The 16686-nt window shown below is 55.2% G+C and carries 16 protein-coding genes and 2 riboswitches; of the genes, 5 read left to right on the forward strand and 11 right to left on the reverse strand.

What is annotated here, in order from left to right; translation table 11 throughout:
• Nucleotides 1-45 precede the first annotated feature (45 nt).
• Both KIH26_RS15855 and KIH26_RS15860 read left to right on the forward strand, forming a co-directional pair.
• Nucleotides 46-846: a phytanoyl-CoA dioxygenase family protein gene (locus KIH26_RS15855; protein ID WP_249661443.1), complete on the forward strand. Its 801-nt coding sequence runs from the start codon at nt 46-48 to the stop codon at nt 844-846.
• Nucleotides 847-857: 11 nt separating this feature from the next.
• Nucleotides 858-1358, forward strand: coding sequence for a TlpA family protein disulfide reductase (locus KIH26_RS15860; RefSeq protein WP_213446664.1), 501 nt, complete (start codon nt 858-860; stop codon nt 1356-1358).
• A 38-nt stretch (nt 1359-1396) separates the two neighbouring features.
• Here KIH26_RS15860 and KIH26_RS15865 read toward each other — a convergent pair whose 3' ends face one another.
• The 6 genes from KIH26_RS15865 to KIH26_RS15890 form a co-directional block, all read right to left on the reverse strand.
• Complete coding sequence (locus tag KIH26_RS15865) at nt 1397-2371, reverse strand: tripartite tricarboxylate transporter substrate binding protein (RefSeq protein ID WP_213446665.1); 975 nt, start codon at nt 2369-2371, stop codon at nt 1397-1399.
• A gap of 76 nt (nt 2372-2447) precedes the next feature.
• On the reverse strand, nt 2448-3722 hold the full coding sequence (locus tag KIH26_RS15870; RefSeq protein WP_213446666.1) for a D-amino acid dehydrogenase: 1275 nt from the start codon (nt 3720-3722) through the stop codon (nt 2448-2450).
• Between the two features lie 87 nt (nt 3723-3809).
• Nucleotides 3810-3922, reverse strand: a riboswitch (glycine riboswitch).
• A riboswitch (glycine riboswitch) is annotated at nt 3923-4024 on the reverse strand. It lies immediately after the preceding riboswitch.
• Nucleotides 4025-4164: 140 nt separating this feature from the next.
• Nucleotides 4165-4656, reverse strand: coding sequence for a PIN domain-containing protein (locus KIH26_RS15875; protein ID WP_213446667.1), 492 nt, complete (start codon nt 4654-4656; stop codon nt 4165-4167).
• A gap of 3 nt (nt 4657-4659) precedes the next feature.
• Nucleotides 4660-5391 (reverse strand): MFS transporter, encoded by a 732-nt coding sequence (locus KIH26_RS15880; protein ID WP_213446668.1) that lies wholly within the window; start codon nt 5389-5391, stop codon nt 4660-4662.
• A gap of 38 nt (nt 5392-5429) precedes the next feature.
• Nucleotides 5430-6425 (reverse strand): Bug family tripartite tricarboxylate transporter substrate binding protein, encoded by a 996-nt coding sequence (locus KIH26_RS15885; protein ID WP_213446669.1) that lies wholly within the window; start codon nt 6423-6425, stop codon nt 5430-5432.
• Nucleotides 6426-6581: 156 nt separating this feature from the next.
• Nucleotides 6582-7571 carry a Bug family tripartite tricarboxylate transporter substrate binding protein gene (locus KIH26_RS15890; protein ID WP_249661446.1) on the reverse strand — a complete coding sequence of 330 codons (990 nt, stop codon included), beginning with the start codon at nt 7569-7571 and terminating at the stop codon, nt 6582-6584.
• A 148-nt stretch (nt 7572-7719) separates the two neighbouring features.
• On the opposite strand from KIH26_RS15890, the gene KIH26_RS15895 reads away from it, so the two are divergent.
• Nucleotides 7720-8064 (forward strand): hypothetical protein, encoded by a 345-nt coding sequence (locus tag KIH26_RS15895; protein WP_213446670.1) that lies wholly within the window; start codon nt 7720-7722, stop codon nt 8062-8064.
• Between the two features lie 4 nt (nt 8065-8068).
• Here KIH26_RS15895 and KIH26_RS15900 read toward each other — a convergent pair whose 3' ends face one another.
• Nucleotides 8069-8992, reverse strand: a complete 924-nt coding sequence (locus KIH26_RS15900; protein ID WP_213446671.1) for an SDR family oxidoreductase — start codon at nt 8990-8992, stop codon at nt 8069-8071.
• A gap of 40 nt (nt 8993-9032) precedes the next feature.
• Between KIH26_RS15900 and KIH26_RS15905 the strand changes: the two genes are divergently transcribed.
• On the forward strand, nt 9033-10064 hold the full coding sequence (locus tag KIH26_RS15905) for a CDP-6-deoxy-delta-3,4-glucoseen reductase (RefSeq protein WP_213446672.1): 1032 nt from the start codon (nt 9033-9035) through the stop codon (nt 10062-10064).
• Between the two features lie 232 nt (nt 10065-10296).
• Here KIH26_RS15905 and KIH26_RS15910 read toward each other — a convergent pair whose 3' ends face one another.
• The 4 genes from KIH26_RS15910 to KIH26_RS15925 are packed head-to-tail and all read right to left on the reverse strand — an operon-like array spanning nt 10297 to nt 12703.
• Nucleotides 10297-10746, reverse strand: a complete 450-nt coding sequence (locus tag KIH26_RS15910) for an NUDIX domain-containing protein (protein ID WP_213446673.1) — start codon at nt 10744-10746, stop codon at nt 10297-10299.
• Between the two features lie 26 nt (nt 10747-10772).
• The gene (locus tag KIH26_RS15915; RefSeq protein WP_213446674.1) at nt 10773-11381 is read right to left on the reverse strand and encodes a YqiA/YcfP family alpha/beta fold hydrolase; all 609 of its coding nucleotides are present in this window, start codon (nt 11379-11381) and stop codon (nt 10773-10775) included.
• 22 nt (nt 11382-11403) lie between these two features.
• Nucleotides 11404-11733 (reverse strand): membrane protein insertion efficiency factor YidD, encoded by a 330-nt coding sequence (gene yidD / locus KIH26_RS17190; protein ID WP_213446675.1) that lies wholly within the window; start codon nt 11731-11733, stop codon nt 11404-11406.
• A gap of 7 nt (nt 11734-11740) precedes the next feature.
• A complete protein-coding gene (locus KIH26_RS15925; RefSeq protein ID WP_213446676.1) occupies nt 11741-12703 on the reverse strand; it encodes an RluA family pseudouridine synthase in 963 nt (320 codons plus the stop codon).
• Between the two features lie 720 nt (nt 12704-13423).
• Here KIH26_RS15925 and KIH26_RS15930 point away from each other — a divergent pair.
• Nucleotides 13424-16291, forward strand: a complete 2868-nt coding sequence (locus KIH26_RS15930) for an Rne/Rng family ribonuclease (protein ID WP_213446677.1) — start codon at nt 13424-13426, stop codon at nt 16289-16291.
• The last annotated feature ends 395 nt before the right edge of the window (nt 16292-16686 follow it).

Consider the following 16686-nt stretch of genomic DNA (forward strand, 5'->3'; position numbering starts at 1 on the left):
ATTCATGCTGATCAGCCACACGATTGATGCTTTATGCTGCGTGTTATGAATGTTTTAGATCCAGAAACGATTTCCAATTTCCAACGCGATGGTGCGGTTGTGTTGCGCGGTGTGTTCAACACCATGCAACTGATGCAGCTTGAATTAGGCATCGAAGAGAACTTGGCCAACTTAAGCCCCTTGGCCATCACCGCTAGCGAGAGCGACGATCCTGGGCGTTTCATCGAAGATTTCTGCACTTGGCAAAGCAATGATCACTACGAGCAGATTCTTAAAACATCGGCCTTGCCCTTGATCGCCAAAGAGCTGATGCAAAGCCAAACTGTGCGCCTGTATCACGATCATCTGCTCGTGAAAGAAAGCGGCACGCGCGCGCCCACGCCTTGGCATCAAGATCAGCCGTATTACAACGTGAGTGGCCGCCAGAATGTGAGCTTTTGGATTCCTGTCGATCCTGTGCCAGAGCAGAGTACGCTGCGCTTGATCGCAGGCTCGCACGAAGGCACTTGGTACATGCCGCGCACTTTCCGTGATGCGCAGGCCAAGTGGTTTCCTGAAGGCAGTTTGCAAGAGCTGCCTGATATCGAAGCTCATCCTGATCAATTCAAGCAACTCGCATGGGCGCTCGAGCCCGGTGATTGCATCGCCTTCCACATGCTCACCCTTCACGCTACGCGCGGCACACCGCCCGGTAATCGCCGCCGCGTGTTTTCTGCGCGCTATTTGGGCGATGACGCAAGGCATGCGGTCAGACCCTGGCGTACCTCACCGCCCTTTGAGGGCTTGGCGCAGAGGCTTGCTGATGGCGCAGAAATGAACGATGATATGTTTCCACGTTTGATTTGACAGAGCTCAACATGCCATCAACACGCCGCGATGTTTTGACCTACAGCTTGGGGCTAGGCTCTGCAGCAGTTTTTGCTCAAGACACGAAACAGTCGCTACCCACAGTCGGTCAAGCACTCGCTTTGCCAGAAGCCAGCTTGCTCGGCGGCGGCACATTCAAGCCTGCGCAAGCTCGAGGCAAAGTCACCGTGATTTATTGGTGGGCGAGCTGGTGTCCGTTTTGCATGATCCAAAGCCCGCATATCGAAGCCCTGTGGAAAGCGCATCAATCGCGCGGCCTGCAAATGCTCACGCTCTCGATCGACAAAACTGAAGCAGCCGCGAAAGACTATCTAGCCAAGAAAAACTACAGCTTCCCCGCAGCCATGTTCACCCCCGCTATCGCCAAAACACTCCCCAAACCCAAAGGCCTCCCCGTCGTCATCGTGCGCGGGAAAGATGGCAAGGTACTGCATGCCGAATCGGGTGAGATGTTTCCTGAAGACATTGAAAAAATCGGCAAGTGGGTTTGAGCCACTTGCCGATCTGAGAAGCATTGCAACGCGGCAATTTACTGAGGCTTCAAGCCCACCGTCTTAGCCACAGCCGCACCCGCTGCGATTTCATCTTTGTAGAAGCTATCTAAGCGGCCGAGCGTCATCGGTGGCGCAAGAACCACGCCTGCGGCTTCCACGGATTTGCGCACTTCTGGCTTGGCCAACGCGGCCAGCACGGCGCTATTGAGCGAAGCGGCAATCGCATCGGGCGTGTTTTTGCTCACTTGCAGACCAATCCAAATACTGTAGTCGTAATTGCCATAGCCGGAAGTTTCGCGAATCGATGGCACTTTCGGCAAACGAGCAATCGGCGCGGGCGAAACAACAGCAATCGCTTTGATTTGGCCGCCGTCAATCGCACCAGGCACAGGGCCAGCGGCAGGCAACACCGCCCAATCGAGCACGCCGCCCATCAAATCTTTGAGGTAGGGAGCCAGACCGTTGTAAGGCGCATGCAGGGCTTTGAAGCCGCCGATTTTGGCGGCGTCTTCTGCCATCAGGTGATACAGCGAGCCCACGCCCGTGCTGCCGAAAGCCAATGGCTTGTCTGCCTTCTTTGCGTACTCAACGAATTCGGCCATGGTGTTGACAGGCAAATCTTTACGCACCGCGATCACCATGACTGTGCGACCCATGAGAGCCGCCATGCGCATGTCTTCCGGCTTGTTTTTCGCAGCGGCCACACCCAGCGGGGTGTAGATCAACTCAAGCGGTGAGCCAGCCAAAATCGTGTGGCCGTCTGCAGTTGCATTGGCTACTTTAAGCACACCTAAAGAGCCGCCCACACCCACCACGTTTTCCACGATCACAGGCTGATTCGTTTGCTCAGAAATCGCCTTGCTCATTACGCGAGCCACCACATCGGAGGGGCCACCTGCTGGAAAGGCCACCACCATGTTCATCTGGCGCGAAGGGTATTGCGCATGCGCTGCGCCCGCAAGCATCAAGCCCACAAGGCTTGCCATCAGCATCTTGAATCCAACTTTCATCTCTGTCTCCTCAAGTAAAAATAACAGGCCAAACACACAATTTGCAAGAACCCCGCGCCTGAAGCGAGGCTCATGTTCAGGTAAACGAAAAATTCACTTCAGGCGCGAGGCCGCTCACGATGCGCGCGATGCTCTTGCCCGAGCCGCAAGCGTGCGTCCAGCCGAGCGTGCCGTGGCCGGTGTTCATGAATAAATTGGGGAGCTTGCTTTTGCCGATGATGGGCACATTGCTCGGCGTGGCGGGGCGCAGGCCCGTCCAGTAGCTAGCCTGCGTTGCATCGCCCGCGCCGGGGAAAAGTTGCTCTACGCGGCGCACGATGGCCTCACACCGCACGCGGTTCAAGTCTCGGTCATAGCCATTGAGTTCTGCTGTGCCTGCGATGCGCAATCTGTCGCCACGCGGGTCGCCATCTTTCGGCGTAAGGCGTGAAAACACCAGCTTAAATTCATCATCCGTCAAGCTCACCTGATGCGCCATGCTCGCGTCTTTCACAGGCATCGTCACGGAATAACCTTTGGCGGGATAGATCGGCAAGTTGATGCCTAGCGGCGCGGCGTAGAGCGGGCTCAAGCTACCCATCGCGAGCACATAACTGTCTGCACGCAGCCTTTGAAAACGCCCTTCGTTGTCTGTTGCTTCGATGTGATCAATCTTCCCGCCGGCTTCACGCAAAGCCGTGATCGTGTGACTCATCAAGAATTTCACCCCCGCCGCTTCGCACAGCTTCACCAACTCGCGCGCAAACTGATTTGCATCGCCCGATTCGTCTTCAGCGGTGTAGGTTGCGCCTGCCAATGTGCCGCGCATGTGGCGCAGTGCGGGCTCTAGTTTGATGGCTTCTTCCGCACTGATCACCTGCCGCTCGCAGCCCAGTGCGCGCATTTGCTCGGCGGGCTTCAGTGCACCTTCAAACTCTTTTTGTGAGGTGTAGAAATGCAAAATGCCCTGCGTGCGCTGGTCGTAATGCAAACCTGTCGATGCGCGAAGCTCTTGCAACATGCTGCGGCTGTATGTGCCCAAGCGCACGATCTGCTCAATGTTGTGCCGCGTGCGTGCGGGCGTGCATTCGCGCATGAATTGCAGCCCCCAAAGCCACTGCCGCATATCCGCCCGAATGCGAAACAGCAGCGGCGCATCTTCCTTGCCCAGCCACTGCAACACCTTCAAAGGTGCACTCGGATTCGCCCAAGGCTCAGCATGGCTCACCGAGATTTGCCCGCCATTGGCAAAGCTGGTTTCAGCCGCCGGATTGGCTTGTCGATCCACCACAGTCACTTCGTGGCCAAGCTGAGAGAGGTAATACGCGGAGCTCACACCGAGCAAGCCGCTGCCGAGAACGAGGACTTTCATTGTTTTCTAAGCCTTTTAAGAGGATAGCCGGCATAGAATATGCGCAAAATGCTATGAAATAAATAGCAACTGCAGCTTCTAGGCCATGCCGCTCCCCCTGTCCTCGGTACCTGAGAGATTCACACCGCGCTAGGGTAGCGAGGCATTTGCTCCTTCGGTGCGCACTCACTGATGTGAGGCGGCTCTCCAGACGGCTTTAACAAAAAAATGCAGTGGTGGAAACCTGAGCGTGTATGGGAGTTTGCGCCTTCGGTGGATGCGACATGAACAATAATGCCGCAACTCTCTCCTGCGTAAATGAAATATATTGCATATTTCTTAGATTGACAATAGATAACTTCTAAATATGAGCACAAGATTGCTAGCGTTTACCCTTAATTTTGAGCTGACACCAAGCGGCGGCGGCATTAAAGAACTAGCCGAGCGGCTCCGACACTGAGTTTCAGTCAGCTTCTGGAATTCGCATTTGGCGCGCTTCAGCGGGAATAGGTAACGAACTCTGCGCGATTACTTGAATAGCTAGTTCTTTGGCGCAGCGCGAAATATCCTCGTCGTCAGAATATATCTTGCCTACTCCGCGTGAAGCAGCACATGCAACGATCATCCAGTCGTATTTGAATTTGGTTCTCGTGACAGCTTTGTGCGATTTCTTATCCCAAGCCTGCTCCAATAAAAGAGCGCACTCTGTTGCTGCCCGCCTGTCAAACGGAATAACTTCAAAACTAGTTGAATTGCTGAATTTTTGACTGTACTCGTCCCGTGCCTTACCGGCACGAATCAACAATTCGGTCAAACAAGGGGCTGGGATCAGGATGCGTGTTTTTGATTTGCTCAACGAACTAAGTAAATGATCTAAAGCTGCTCGCCTGTCGCCCACCAACTTCGGATTCAAAAGATCAATTAGATAACTGGAATCAAATGCAACACCCGCCATGAATTATGCTTCCCGTAATTTTTTTAATTCGGCATGCGGATCGTCAAATGCGTTCCATTGACTACCTTTGATAGAACGCAGGATAGCAACATCATCTACAAGTTGTGTTTGTTCAAGCTGCTCCCAACTCTTTAGCTTGAACTCATCTAACTTCCATACGCGATCCTGAGTACGCCGCCATTTGCCAGTCCCAAGAATACGTACTTGATCACCAAATAAATGATGTGCAAGTTCACGTGCCAAATCACGGGTAGTGGTGCAAGGGTATGTCGTGCCGTCCGTGTCTTGTAATAGCAAAGGTACGGTTTCGTCCTTACCACCGACTTTAATTACCGTACCGATCAACTCACCAGCCTCATGGACGATGGCTTCTTCAGCCAAAGGTATTTTGCAACCGGGGAAAAGAATAATTTCAGCCCCGCCTTTTTTCCTTAGAACAGCCGATGCGCGATCTTCTCGGAGCATGTCGTTGATATGACCAATTTGCTTCTTAGCATCTTCAGGGCAATCATGCGAGCCCACCAGTTTTAGGCGCGTTGCTACTTTTGGCGCAGCTTCACGTGCAACCATGCTTTCAAGTATCGCGCTGCCTTTGCGGACTTTAGAAAAATGCACGTATTCCTGGTTGCCAAACACTTTCGATAAGCTCGCAAGATATTCTGCCAAACGTGCCATTGGCAGCGTTTCGGGCATCCAAGCATCTATCCGAAAGTCGTAAAGGTCAGGTTTATCCACAGCACTGATTATTTCATCATTCCATTGATAGGGGAAGCTTAATCCACCCGCGCCCCGCTTGCCTTAACCGGCTTCTCATACCTCGCGCGCTCTTGCGCCATAAAGCTGGCGAATTCTTGCGGGCTGTTCGGTGTCGGCTCGGCCATGAGGCCTGCGTAGCGGGTTTGGGTTTCGGGGAGTTTGAGAGCGGCGGTGAAGGCGGCGTTGAGTTTGTTCACCACGTCTGCTGGTGTGCCTGCAGGGGCGACTAAGCCCCACCAGGTGTCGATAGCGAAGCCGGTGAAGAGATTGGGCATGGCTTCTTGCAGTGTGGGCACATCGGGCAGATTGGGCGAGCGCTTGAGGGCTGTGACACCCAAGGCTTTGAGTTTGCCGCTCCTGATATTCGGTGCTGCTGTGGCGAGGTTGTCGAAATTGAAATCGACTTGGCCGGAAAGCAGGCCGAGCTGGGCGGGGTTGCCGCCGTTGTAGGGGATGTGAACGGCGAAGACGCCTGCGCGCTGCTTGAACATTTCGCCCGCCAAATGTCCGCCCGAGCCATTGCCACCTGAGCCGTAGTTGAGCTTAGCGGGGTTGGCTTTGGCATACGCCACGAATTCTTGGAAGGTGTTGATTTTGAGGCGCGCGGCGGTATCGGCGTTCATCACCAGCACTTGGGGCACGCGCAGCATTTGCGTGATGGGGGCGAAATCTTTGCCGGCATCGAAAGGCATCTTGCTGTAGAGCCAGGGGTTGATGGCGTGGGTGGCGAGCGCGGCGATGCCAATGGTCGTGCCATCCGGCGCGGCCTTGGCCACGAGGTCTGCGCCGATATTGCCACCTGCGCCGGGTTTGTTGTCGATGATGACGGTGCCTAGGCTGCTTTTCACTTGCTCCGCGATGAGGCGGGCGGTGACGTCAATCGGGCCGCCTGCGGCGTAGGGGACGACGAGGCGGATCGGTTTTTGTTGGCTAAAAGCGGTGATCGTCGGCAAGGATATTGCGCCGAGTGCTATTGATTTTGTAGTTAATGCGATGAGTTGTCTGCGTTGCATGATGATGATAACTTTCTTAAAAGAAGAACGCAAAAGACGCAGAAGAAACGCAAAATTCGCAAAAATCTACCATCACAGTCTGAATTTTTGCGTCTTTTGCGTTTCTTCTGCGCCTTTTGCGTTCTATTGTTTGAGTGATGAAAACTTCATCAATCTTTAATCTAATTTAGCCCCAGAGCGCTTGATGATTGGCTCCCACTTTTTCGCTTCATCGGCGATGAGCTTGCCGAAATCGTCTGCACTGCCGCCTACAGCATCCAAGCCCGCGGTCTTCATGCGCTCCATCACACTGGCTTCTTTCATCGCAGCATTGATGGCGGCATTGATGCGGTCAATGATGGGGCGGGGCGTGCCTGCGGCGACGAGCACGCCGTTCCAAGCGATGGCTTCGAAGCCTTTCAACTCGTTCAAACCTGCGCTTTCCACAGTGGGTAAATCGGGGGTGAGTGAGTAGCGCGTCTTGCCTGTCACAGCCAAGGCCTTCATGCGGCCTGCGCGCACTTGCGGGAGGATGAGTGTGGGCACGGTAGCGAGGATTTGGGTGTCGCCTGCGGCGGTGGAGAGGGCTGCAGGCGGGCCGCCGTTGAAAGGAATGTGCACGGCGAATGTGCCCGTGAGTGCCTTCAGATATTCCATCGTAAGGTGAGATGAAGAGCCATTGCCTACTGAGGCGTAGTTGTATTTGCCGGGGTTGGCCTTCATCAGCGCCACCAGCTCTTTCATGTTGCTTGCAGGTACGCTCGCGTTGACCGCGATGATGTTAGGCTGCGAGGTGGTGATCACCACGGGCGCTAAATCTTTGAGCGGGTTATACGGCAGCTTGCTGTAGAGGAAGGGCGCGAAGGCCACGGGGCCGTTGAAGCCGAGCAGCCAGGTGTGGCCATCCGCTGCGCTTTTGGCCACTTCATTGGTGGCGACTGTGCCGCCGGCTTGGGGGCGGTTTTCAATGACTATGGCCTGGCCGAGCGTGGCGGCCAAGCGCTCCTGCATGGCGCGGGCGATGGCATCCAATGAGCTACCTGCACCGGAGGCGATGATCCAGCGGATGGGTTTAGAGGGAAAATTTTGAGAAAAAGCAGAGATTGCCGGCATAGATGCTGCGCTGGCAGCTATGAATTTAATAGTATTTCTACGTGAAAGCGTCATGATACGAAGGTCAACGAAGTTAAGTTAACCGAAACTTTACCTTGCTTTGCAAACCAGATGTGAGCGGGTTCGCACGGATAGGCGTTGTCTAGGGGCACTCACAGCTACTGTGCTGCGAGGCAACATTCTTAAACCGATGGAGAACATGATGAAAATTCGCAATTTGATGATTGCATTAAGCTTGGCAGCCACTGGCATCGCTTTTGCCCAAACCGCCCCCTCCTCAACCAACACGCCTCGCATTGACAAGCGCGAAGCTCGCCAGGAGCAGCGTATCAACAAAGGCGCAGCGAATGGCTCCCTCACCGCGCAAGAAGCTACGCGGTTGAGCAAAGGCCAATCGCGAGTAGACAACAAACAGGCCAAGGCTGAGGCCGACGGCACAGTGACGAAGCGCGAGCGCGCCCATATTCATCATGCGCAAAACAAACAGAATCGCCACATCAAACGCCAAAAGCACGACAAGCAAACCGTCGCACCTGCAGCGGGTTAAGACCTCAGGATTTCAAGCCATCCAAGACTTGCGGGTAGCGCAACTGCACCCGCAGCTCGCGCTTCATCCGCTCATTGATGAGGCGGCGTGATTCGCTCATGAAGCTCAGCAGCATGAGCGGTAGCTCGCCCTGCGCAGCATCGCGGCTGATGCGAGGTGGGCGGGGCAGGCCATACAGATCGGCAGCGAGATCGAAATAGTCGCCCATTTTGAGCTGCGTGTCGTCCGCCACGTTGTAGATGCGCTGCGGCTTGCCGCGCCAGAGCGCTGCGATGCAGGCGCGGGCGAGATCGTTGGCGTGGATGTGGTTGGTGTACACATCGTCTTGGGCTACAAGCACTGGCGTGGCTTTGAGCAGACGGGTACGCGGTGTGCCACCTTCTCTGTCGTTGGCATAAATACCGGGGATGCGCAGGATGCTGGCCGTCATTCGGCCTCTTGCTGCATTTAAGATTTGCTGCTCTGCATCAACTCGCCGATGCGCGCGCGGCGTGTGCGCTTGCGTAGCGCGGCTCTCGCTCACCCAATCGCCTTGACAGTCGCCATACACGCCTGTGGTGGAGCCATAAATGAAATGCGTGGGTAAGCTGCGGCGGCGCAGGGCTTGCAGCAAATGCGCGGTGCGCGGATCGCGCCACCATTCGTCTTTGTTTTCTGTAGGCGGCGGTGCGAGATGGAGCACGCGGTCTGCGATGCCGGCTAGGCGGTGCAGGCTTGCAGCGTTATCTAAATTTCCCAGCAAAGGCTGAATACCTAGTACTTGGAGCTGCGGGGCTTTTTCTGGCGAAGAGGTGAGCGCGAGCTTGCGCACATGCGCGGGCAATTGCGCGGCCACGCGCAGCCCCACATCGCCACAGCCTACGATCAATAAGCGTTGTTGGCGGAAGCGGCGCGGCAGCGCGCCGAGGGGATTTAGATTTGAAGGCACAATTCGGGCTAGTCACAACAGTTTCAGTGCGTATTGTCTTATGTCTTTCCAAATCACCATCCAGCCCAGCGGCCGCAGCTTCACCGTCAACCCCGATCAGTTCATCCTCGCCTCTGGCATCAGCCAAGGCATTGGCCTGCCCTATGGCTGCAAAGATGGTGCTTGCGGCAGCTGCAAATGTAAAAAAATCTCCGGCTCGGTGGAGCATGGCCCGCATCAATCCAAAGCGCTCTCTGCCGAGGAAGAGGAAAACGGCTTCGTGCTGACCTGCTGCGCCAAGCCTTTGTCAGACGTGGTGCTCGAATCCAAGCAAGTCACGGAAGCCGGCGCATTCCCCATCAAGAAAATGCCTAGCCGCGTGATGGCGCTAGAGAAGCTCTCGCATGATGTGATGCGCGTGAAGCTGCAATTACCGGCCAATGATGTGGTGCAGTATCACGCGGGGCAGTATGTGGAATTTTTGCTGCGCGATGGCGCGCGCCGCGCTTACAGCATGGGTAATGCACCGCACACGCTCGATGCCGCCGCGCCCATGATCGAGCTGCACATTCGCCACATGCCCGGTGGCAAATTCACAGACCATGTGTTTGGCGCGATGAAAGAAAAAGAAATCCTGCGCATCGAAGGGCCGTATGGCAGCTTTTATCTGCGCGAGAGCGACAAGCCCATCGTGATGCTCGCATCTGGGACAGGCTTCGCGCCTATCAAAGCGCTGATCGAGCACATGCAATTCAAAAACATCACTCGCCCCACTGTGCTTTACTGGGGTGGTCGTCGCCCTGAGGATTTGTATTTGGATGCTTGGGTGAAAGAGCGCTTGGCTGAGATGCCGAACTTGAAATATGTGCCAGTGGTGTCGGATGCCTTGCCTGAAGACGCATGGACGGGGCGCACAGGCTTTGTGCATCAAGCCGTTCTGGATGATTTGGCTGATCTCAATGGTCATCAGGTCTATGCCTGTGGCGCGCCGATTGTGGTGGATTCGGCGCAAAGAGATTTTGTGGCGCAGCGTGGGCTGCCTTCGGATGAGTTCTACGCTGATTCGTTTACCACTGAGGCGGATAAGGCGTAGGCTTGATGCTTTTTGGGCAGTTTGCCGGCGTATTTATTGCGCGGCGTGCTATTGAATTTATAGTGTTGGCGTGCTGATGATTTCTGCTTTGGGAGACCGGCCACGTCTGCGCTTGTGCTGTTCCCCTCCGTGAATGTCCTCCGGCTGGCGCTGCGCGCGTGCCTCCCCCTTTATTTCACTGCGGTGAACAACCCAACCACAGCCGAGGCCTTGTTGGTGCGCTGTGATTTTTTTACTCAGCTAGCCAATCAAGTACTGGCAATGCTCCGGGGAGGATAGGACTCACATCTGTCGGCAAGCGCTGCCAGCGCATCTCCTGCCCCTCGCGCATGTCAAACACACCGCTCCATTCATGCACTTTGCAAAAATGCAGGCGCACCAACGCGTGCGGGTAGTCCACCACCTGCTCTTTCCAAGGATGCACATCGGCAATCGTGATGCCGATCTCTTCCACCAGCTCACGTCGCAAAGCTTCAGCCAAAGTTTCCCCGCGCTCAATCTTGCCGCCTGGAAATTCCCAATAGCCCGCATAGACTTTGCCAGCAGGCCGAGTCGTCATCAAGAAGCTGCCATCGGGCTGCATCAAGATACCCACTGCGACATCCACAATTTTTCGCTGCCCATCATCGCCCATACCTTGGCGCGGAATATGTGAATCAGCTTGAAGTGTGTTGTTTGTCATAGCGATATTGTGATTCAAGCAGAGGGTTACAAGCCTTGGCAAAACGCCAACACCTCATCCGCATACATCTCAAAATCACTGATCGCATGATCGCCGCCTTCGAGCACGCGCATCGTGCCAGCGGGAAAACGCTTCGTCATCTCCCGCCATTTCAGCACCTCATCGCCTTTGGCAATGATGGCCATGTAGCGCTCGGGGCGGGTGAAGGCTTGGCCGTCGATCACTTTGAGTTCATCGACATGCTGCTGCGTGAATACGAAGTCTCCTTCATCATGCCAATTTTTCACGCGACCAATATAGGCGGATAAATCTCTGGCGGGAAACGGCGCAGGGTTGAGCAATACGCAGCGCGCGTAGATGCCAGCGCGCAACAGGCGCTCGGTGAGTGCGGCAGCGTAGAAACCGCCGAGCGAAGAGCCGATCACGGCAAGCGGGATTTTTCTTTTTGTCTCATCTTGAGGTGCAGCAAACTGCCACGCTAGCTCGAATGCCTCAGCGGGAGAAGGCGGAAGTTGCGGGCAATACCATTCAATAGCGGCTTTCTTGCGGTTTGCTAAGCGCACCTTCTGCGCCATGAGTTTCGCTTTGGAAGATTGCGGCGAAGAGCGGAATCCGTGGAGGTAGAGCAGGCGCATGGATTTGCTTATTCGGCATTAGTCAGAAAAAACAAGTCGCAGCTTGGCATGGATCGCAAAAGTCTTTGCAAATGTTCTCGTCTTCTTTGCGCTGATTGTTTTTGTTGTTATTTTCTAAAGCGATGGCTGTCTGCATTGATTGATAGGCTGTTTTGCATCTAGAGAACTGTTTAGGCAAAGCAGTGACTAATGCGAATAGTCCTAGCCGTTGCGTTACTCCACGAGCATATGCTGAGCACGAACGTCGCCCTGTATGCACCCTGTACGCACAGCAAAAACCTTTGTGCGGCGACAAATATCGTTGATATGCCCCAATAGCAGAGTCAGCAAAATTTGCAGCAAGCGAAGTCATACGATTCTTAGAAAGGTGATGCGCTGTTCAGTGTCATTGTCTGCGAATTAGCAGGATGCAGAAACTCAAGCTGCCAAGCATGCAAATACATGCGCTTCATACCCGCCTTAACCAACGCCTTGTTCAACTCAAAATCGCCATACTTCTCATCACCAATGATCGGATGACCATGGTGCGCGAGATGCACGCGGATTTGGTGGGTGCGGCCGGTTTTGATGGTGACTTCTAGAAGGCTGGCTTGCTCTCCGTTGGGCAAGGTATAGAGCTTGGCGATTTTCACAAGCGTGATGGAGCGCATGCCATCGGGGTCGTCTTTGGCGACGACTTTCACTCTGCGTTCGCCATCGTCTTCGCCGCCATTCACCAGGTATTTGTGCAACGGCAGATCAATGACTTTGAGCTTGGCAGGCCATGTGCCTTTGACCAAAGCTAAGTATGTCTTACCCGTTTCACGCGCTTTGAATTGGGCTTGCAAATTCACTAAGGCGCTCCGGCGCTTGGCGATGAGTAGGATACCGCTGGTGTCTCGGTCTAGGCGATGCACGAGTTCTAAGAACTTGGCCTGCGGCCTAGCGCGACGCAATTGCTCGATCACACCAAAGTTCACGCCCGAGCCGCCGTGCACGGCCACGCCTGCGGGTTTGTCGATGGCGAGCAAATGATCGTCTTCAAACAGAATAGGAAATTCGCGCGGCGGCGTGTTTGCAGGCCCACTTTGCTGTTGAGTGGCTTCTGGCGCAGCGTCATCTGTCAAACGAATCGGTGGAATACGCACCACATCGCCCACAGCCAGCCGCGTATCCACCTGCGCTCGCCCTTTGTTGATCCGCACTTCGCCCGAGCGGATGATGCGATACACATGTGTCTTGGGCACGCCCTTGCAGACGCGCAAGAGAAAATTGTCGAGCCGCTGGCCTTCGCTACTGGTGTCGATCTGAAGCAGAGCGACTTTGGGGAGTGCTTCAACCATGGCTGAGCCTAAGTGGTGGCTGGCTCGTGATCAAGCATATGACGGTTTTCATCTTATCTGTGATTTTAGCCAGCCCTGTGAGCCGCACAAACCATCTTGCGCCAATCCCGCCTATAATGTTTCTTACCAATTGACGCGAACAAAGCGCTCTTAAGTCCTTGATTCGCAAGTATTTACGGGCAAAGAATAAGTGGCAATTGGCGGTTGATGCCACCGATCAGTTCGGGGCGCAAGGCAAGCAGGCCAAAGTCTGCGCCGGCGTTCTAAGTTTTTCGGGCGAGCGGAAATTTTTGTTGACACCCATTTTGGAATCTTGGCAGCCAGTTGCATCCCGCTCGATCTACGAGCCGAGTAACTGGCAGCCTCTAGGAAACACGGTTAGATGATGTTCTTGTTGGTTAGCATTTGGATGAGGCTGGAGCGGTTTTTGATGCCGTTTTCAAAGCCTTTTCATGCATTCGCCGGCATAGAATCTGCGCGGAGTGCTATTATTTTTATAGTATCTCACTCACCTCTCGTGAGTCATCAGTGCATCCCTTCATCGCACAACACCCGCGTCCCTGCGCCTGCGTACGCACGTCGCCTGAGCTAACCCGCTCTCGCCCGCGCTGCCCTTCGGCAATTCCTTTTCGTCGGCAATTCTCCGTTCACGGCATCGTTTGACTCGTCATGAGTCTGTGAATGATGTGTCACTCGAAACGAGTGACGTAGGAGAAACGCATGAAACGCATGCTGATCAATGCCACTCAGGTGGAAGAAAAACGCTTGGCCATTGTCGATGGCCAAAAACTGCTCGATTACGAGATTGAGATTGAAGGGCGCGAACAGCGCAAAGGCAATATTTACAAAGCGGTTGTGACGCGCGTTGAGCCGTCTTTAGAGGCTTGCTTTGTGGACTACGGCGAAGACCGCCATGGCTTTTTGCCTTTTAAAGAGATTTCCAAACAGTATTTCAACGGCAATGTGTCGCCCAGCCAAGCGCGCATTCAGGATGTGATCCGCGAAGGCCAAGAGCTTTTCGTGCAGGTGGAAAAAGAAGAGCGCGGCAACAAAGGCGCTGCGCTCACCACCTTTATCTCGCTGGCTGGCCGCTACGTGGTGCTGATGCCGAACAACCCGCGTGGCGGTGGCGTATCGCGCCGCATCGAAGGCGATGATCGCGCTGAGCTCAAAGAAAACATGGATCAGCTCCAGTATCCCAATGGTATGAGCATCATCGCGCGCACCGCAGGCATTGGCCGTAGCGCGCCTGAGCTGCAGTGGGATTTGAACTATCTCTTGAAGCTGTGGACGGCGGTTGAAGGCGCTGGCAAGGCGGGCAAGGGCGCTTTCTTGATTTACCAAGAATCCTCGCTCGTGATCCGCGCGATTCGTGACTACTTCAGCACCGAAGTAGGCGATATCTTGATCGACACAGACGATATCTATGAGCAGGCCAAAGGCTTCATGGATCATGTGATGCCTGAGCACGCTGCGCGCGTGAAGCGTTATCGTGATGATGCGCCGCTGTTCTCTCGCTTCCAGATTGAGCACCAAATTGAAAGCGCGTATTCGCGCACCGTGCAATTGCCTTCTGGCGGCGCGATTGTGATTGACCACACTGAAGCGCTCGTCTCCGTAGACGTGAACTCGGCGCGCGCCATCAAAGGCGGCGATATTGAAGAGACCGCAACGCGCACCAACCTGGAAGCAGCCGATGAGGTGGCGCGCCAAATGCGTCTGCGCGATTTGGGCGGCCTGATCGTGATTGACTTCATCGACATGGAAGAGTCCCGCAATCGCCGCGATGTGGAAAATCGCTTGCGCGATGCGCTGCGCCAAGACCGTGCACGCGTGCAATTCGGCTCGATCTCGAAATTCGGCCTGATGGAAATGAGCCGCCAGCGCTTGCGCCCGGCTCTCTCGGAAGGCGCTTCGATGCCTTGCCCACGTTGCGGCGGCTCAGGCCATATCCGCGATACGGAAAGCTCCGCACTGCAAATCTTGCGCATCATCCAAGAAGAATCCATGAAGGAAAGCACGGCCGCAGTTCATGCGCAAGTGCCGGTGGATGTGGCTTCCTTCTTGTTGAACGAGAAGCGCTTGGAGATTCAGAAGATTGAATTGAAGCAGCGCGTCGCTGTGATCTTGATTCCGAACAAACAACTCGAGACGCCGAACTACAAGCTTGAGCGCTTGAAGCACGACGACCCGCGTTTGGACAACTTGGATGCCAGCTACAAGATGGCCGAAGAAATCGAAGACGCAACCGCTGTGACGCGCCGTATCAATGAGCCAACCAACAAACAAACGCCGATCATCAAAGGCGTGTTGCCTGATGCGCCCGCACCAGCGCCGGTGGTGAAAGAAGAGAAGCCCGCTCCTGTTTCTGTAGCGCCTGCCGCAGCATCTGCGACTGCTACCGCTGCAAAGCCCGCAGAAAAAGGCTTCTTTGCATGGGTCAAAGCTTTGTTTGGCAGCAGCGAGGCTGCGCCAGCCGCACCGCAAGTTAAAACTGAAGTGACGCGTGATCGCGCGCCTGGCGTGGAAGGTAAAGAAGGCCGCCAAAATCGTGACGGGCGTGATGGTGAGCGTAGCGAGCGCGGCGGTCGTGATGGCCGCCGTGGTGGTCGTGGACGAAGTGAACGTGGCGAACGCCAAGAACGCGGAGATCGTCAAGGCGAACGCACCGAGCGCTCTGAGCGTCCTGGTGTCGAAGGCCGTGAACCACGTGAAGGTGGTCGCGGTGAGCGTGGCGGTAGAGGTCGTGGCGAAAGAGCGGATCGTGCTCCGCGCCAAGATGCTACCGAAAACGGAGCACTCAGCGCAGAATTTATGCCAGCGAATGGCCAAAATGGCTCGCAAAATGAAGTGCGTGAGCAGCGTGAGCCACGCGAAGGTGGTCGCCGTGAACGCGGTGGCCGTGGCCGTGGTGGCGAGCGCGGTGAGCGCAATGACCGTCAAGAGCGCAGCGAGAATGCAGAAGGTATGAACGCCGCCACAACAGCACTCGCGGCTGGTGGCATGGTTGCTGCGGCTGGCGCCGCCATGGCAATGAGCCCAGAATCAGCTTCAGCAGACGGCGCGCCAACTGAGCGCCGCGAAGGTGAAAATGGTGAACGCCGTGAGCGCCGCTCACGTGATCGCTATGGCCGTGATCGTCGCGAGCGTGGTGAGCGCTCTGAGCGCAGCCCACAAGATGCGACACAAGGCGAGTTTTTTGAACAAAACAAGGATGTAGCCGGCACAGAATCTGCGCAAGGCGCTACTGAATTTGTAGCAAATGAGCAGCTTGCACAGACTCCTGTGCAAGCTCCCGTTGCTCAGCCAACAGTCAAAACCGGCATGCCCAAAATCGGCAGCTTCTCACTCCCCGTGAGCGAGATGGATGCTGTGGCGACTGGCGCAGGCTTGCAATGGGTCAACTCCAACCCTGAGCGAATTGCAGCTGTGAAAGCACAAATCGCCGCAGAACCCAAGCCGATCCACATCCCTCGCGAGCGCCCACCCGCAGTGCAGCTCGATGACGGCCCGCTCGTCTTGGTAGAAACCAAACGCGATCTGCGCAACATGACTTTACCGTTTGAGCAGGCTGCGCAGCAGCAATAATCAAGCATTGCTTGATTCAAAAAGCGATCTTCGGGTCGCTTTTTTGTTGTCTGATGTTGCCTATCTTTGCTTGGGCGGTGGATCGCGCCACCTGCACGTTTTGCTCCGTGTCCCCCGGTGGCGTTGAGTTCTATTTTTCTCCGGGAAATAGGTTTCGCCACCTCCTCCTTTACCACGGGGAAGATCTGAACAAGTCGAATCGGGCGAATCAGGCTTGCTTTCGGGCGGTCTGCGTCGTTGCAAAGCCTCGCTTTAGCACCGCTAAAGCTACGTTTTTCGCCTAGCATCCCATCCCGAAAGCAAGCCTGCTTCATCCCGACGACTCATTCAGATCTTCCCCGCAATACGCACAGGTAGCGCGATCTAGCGAGCGAAGTGATATTCGACGAAAAGAT

The organism is Variovorax sp. PCZ-1, assembly GCF_018413605.1.
In the GTDB taxonomy this organism is placed as follows: Bacteria; Pseudomonadota; Gammaproteobacteria; order Burkholderiales; family Burkholderiaceae_C; genus JANMDU01.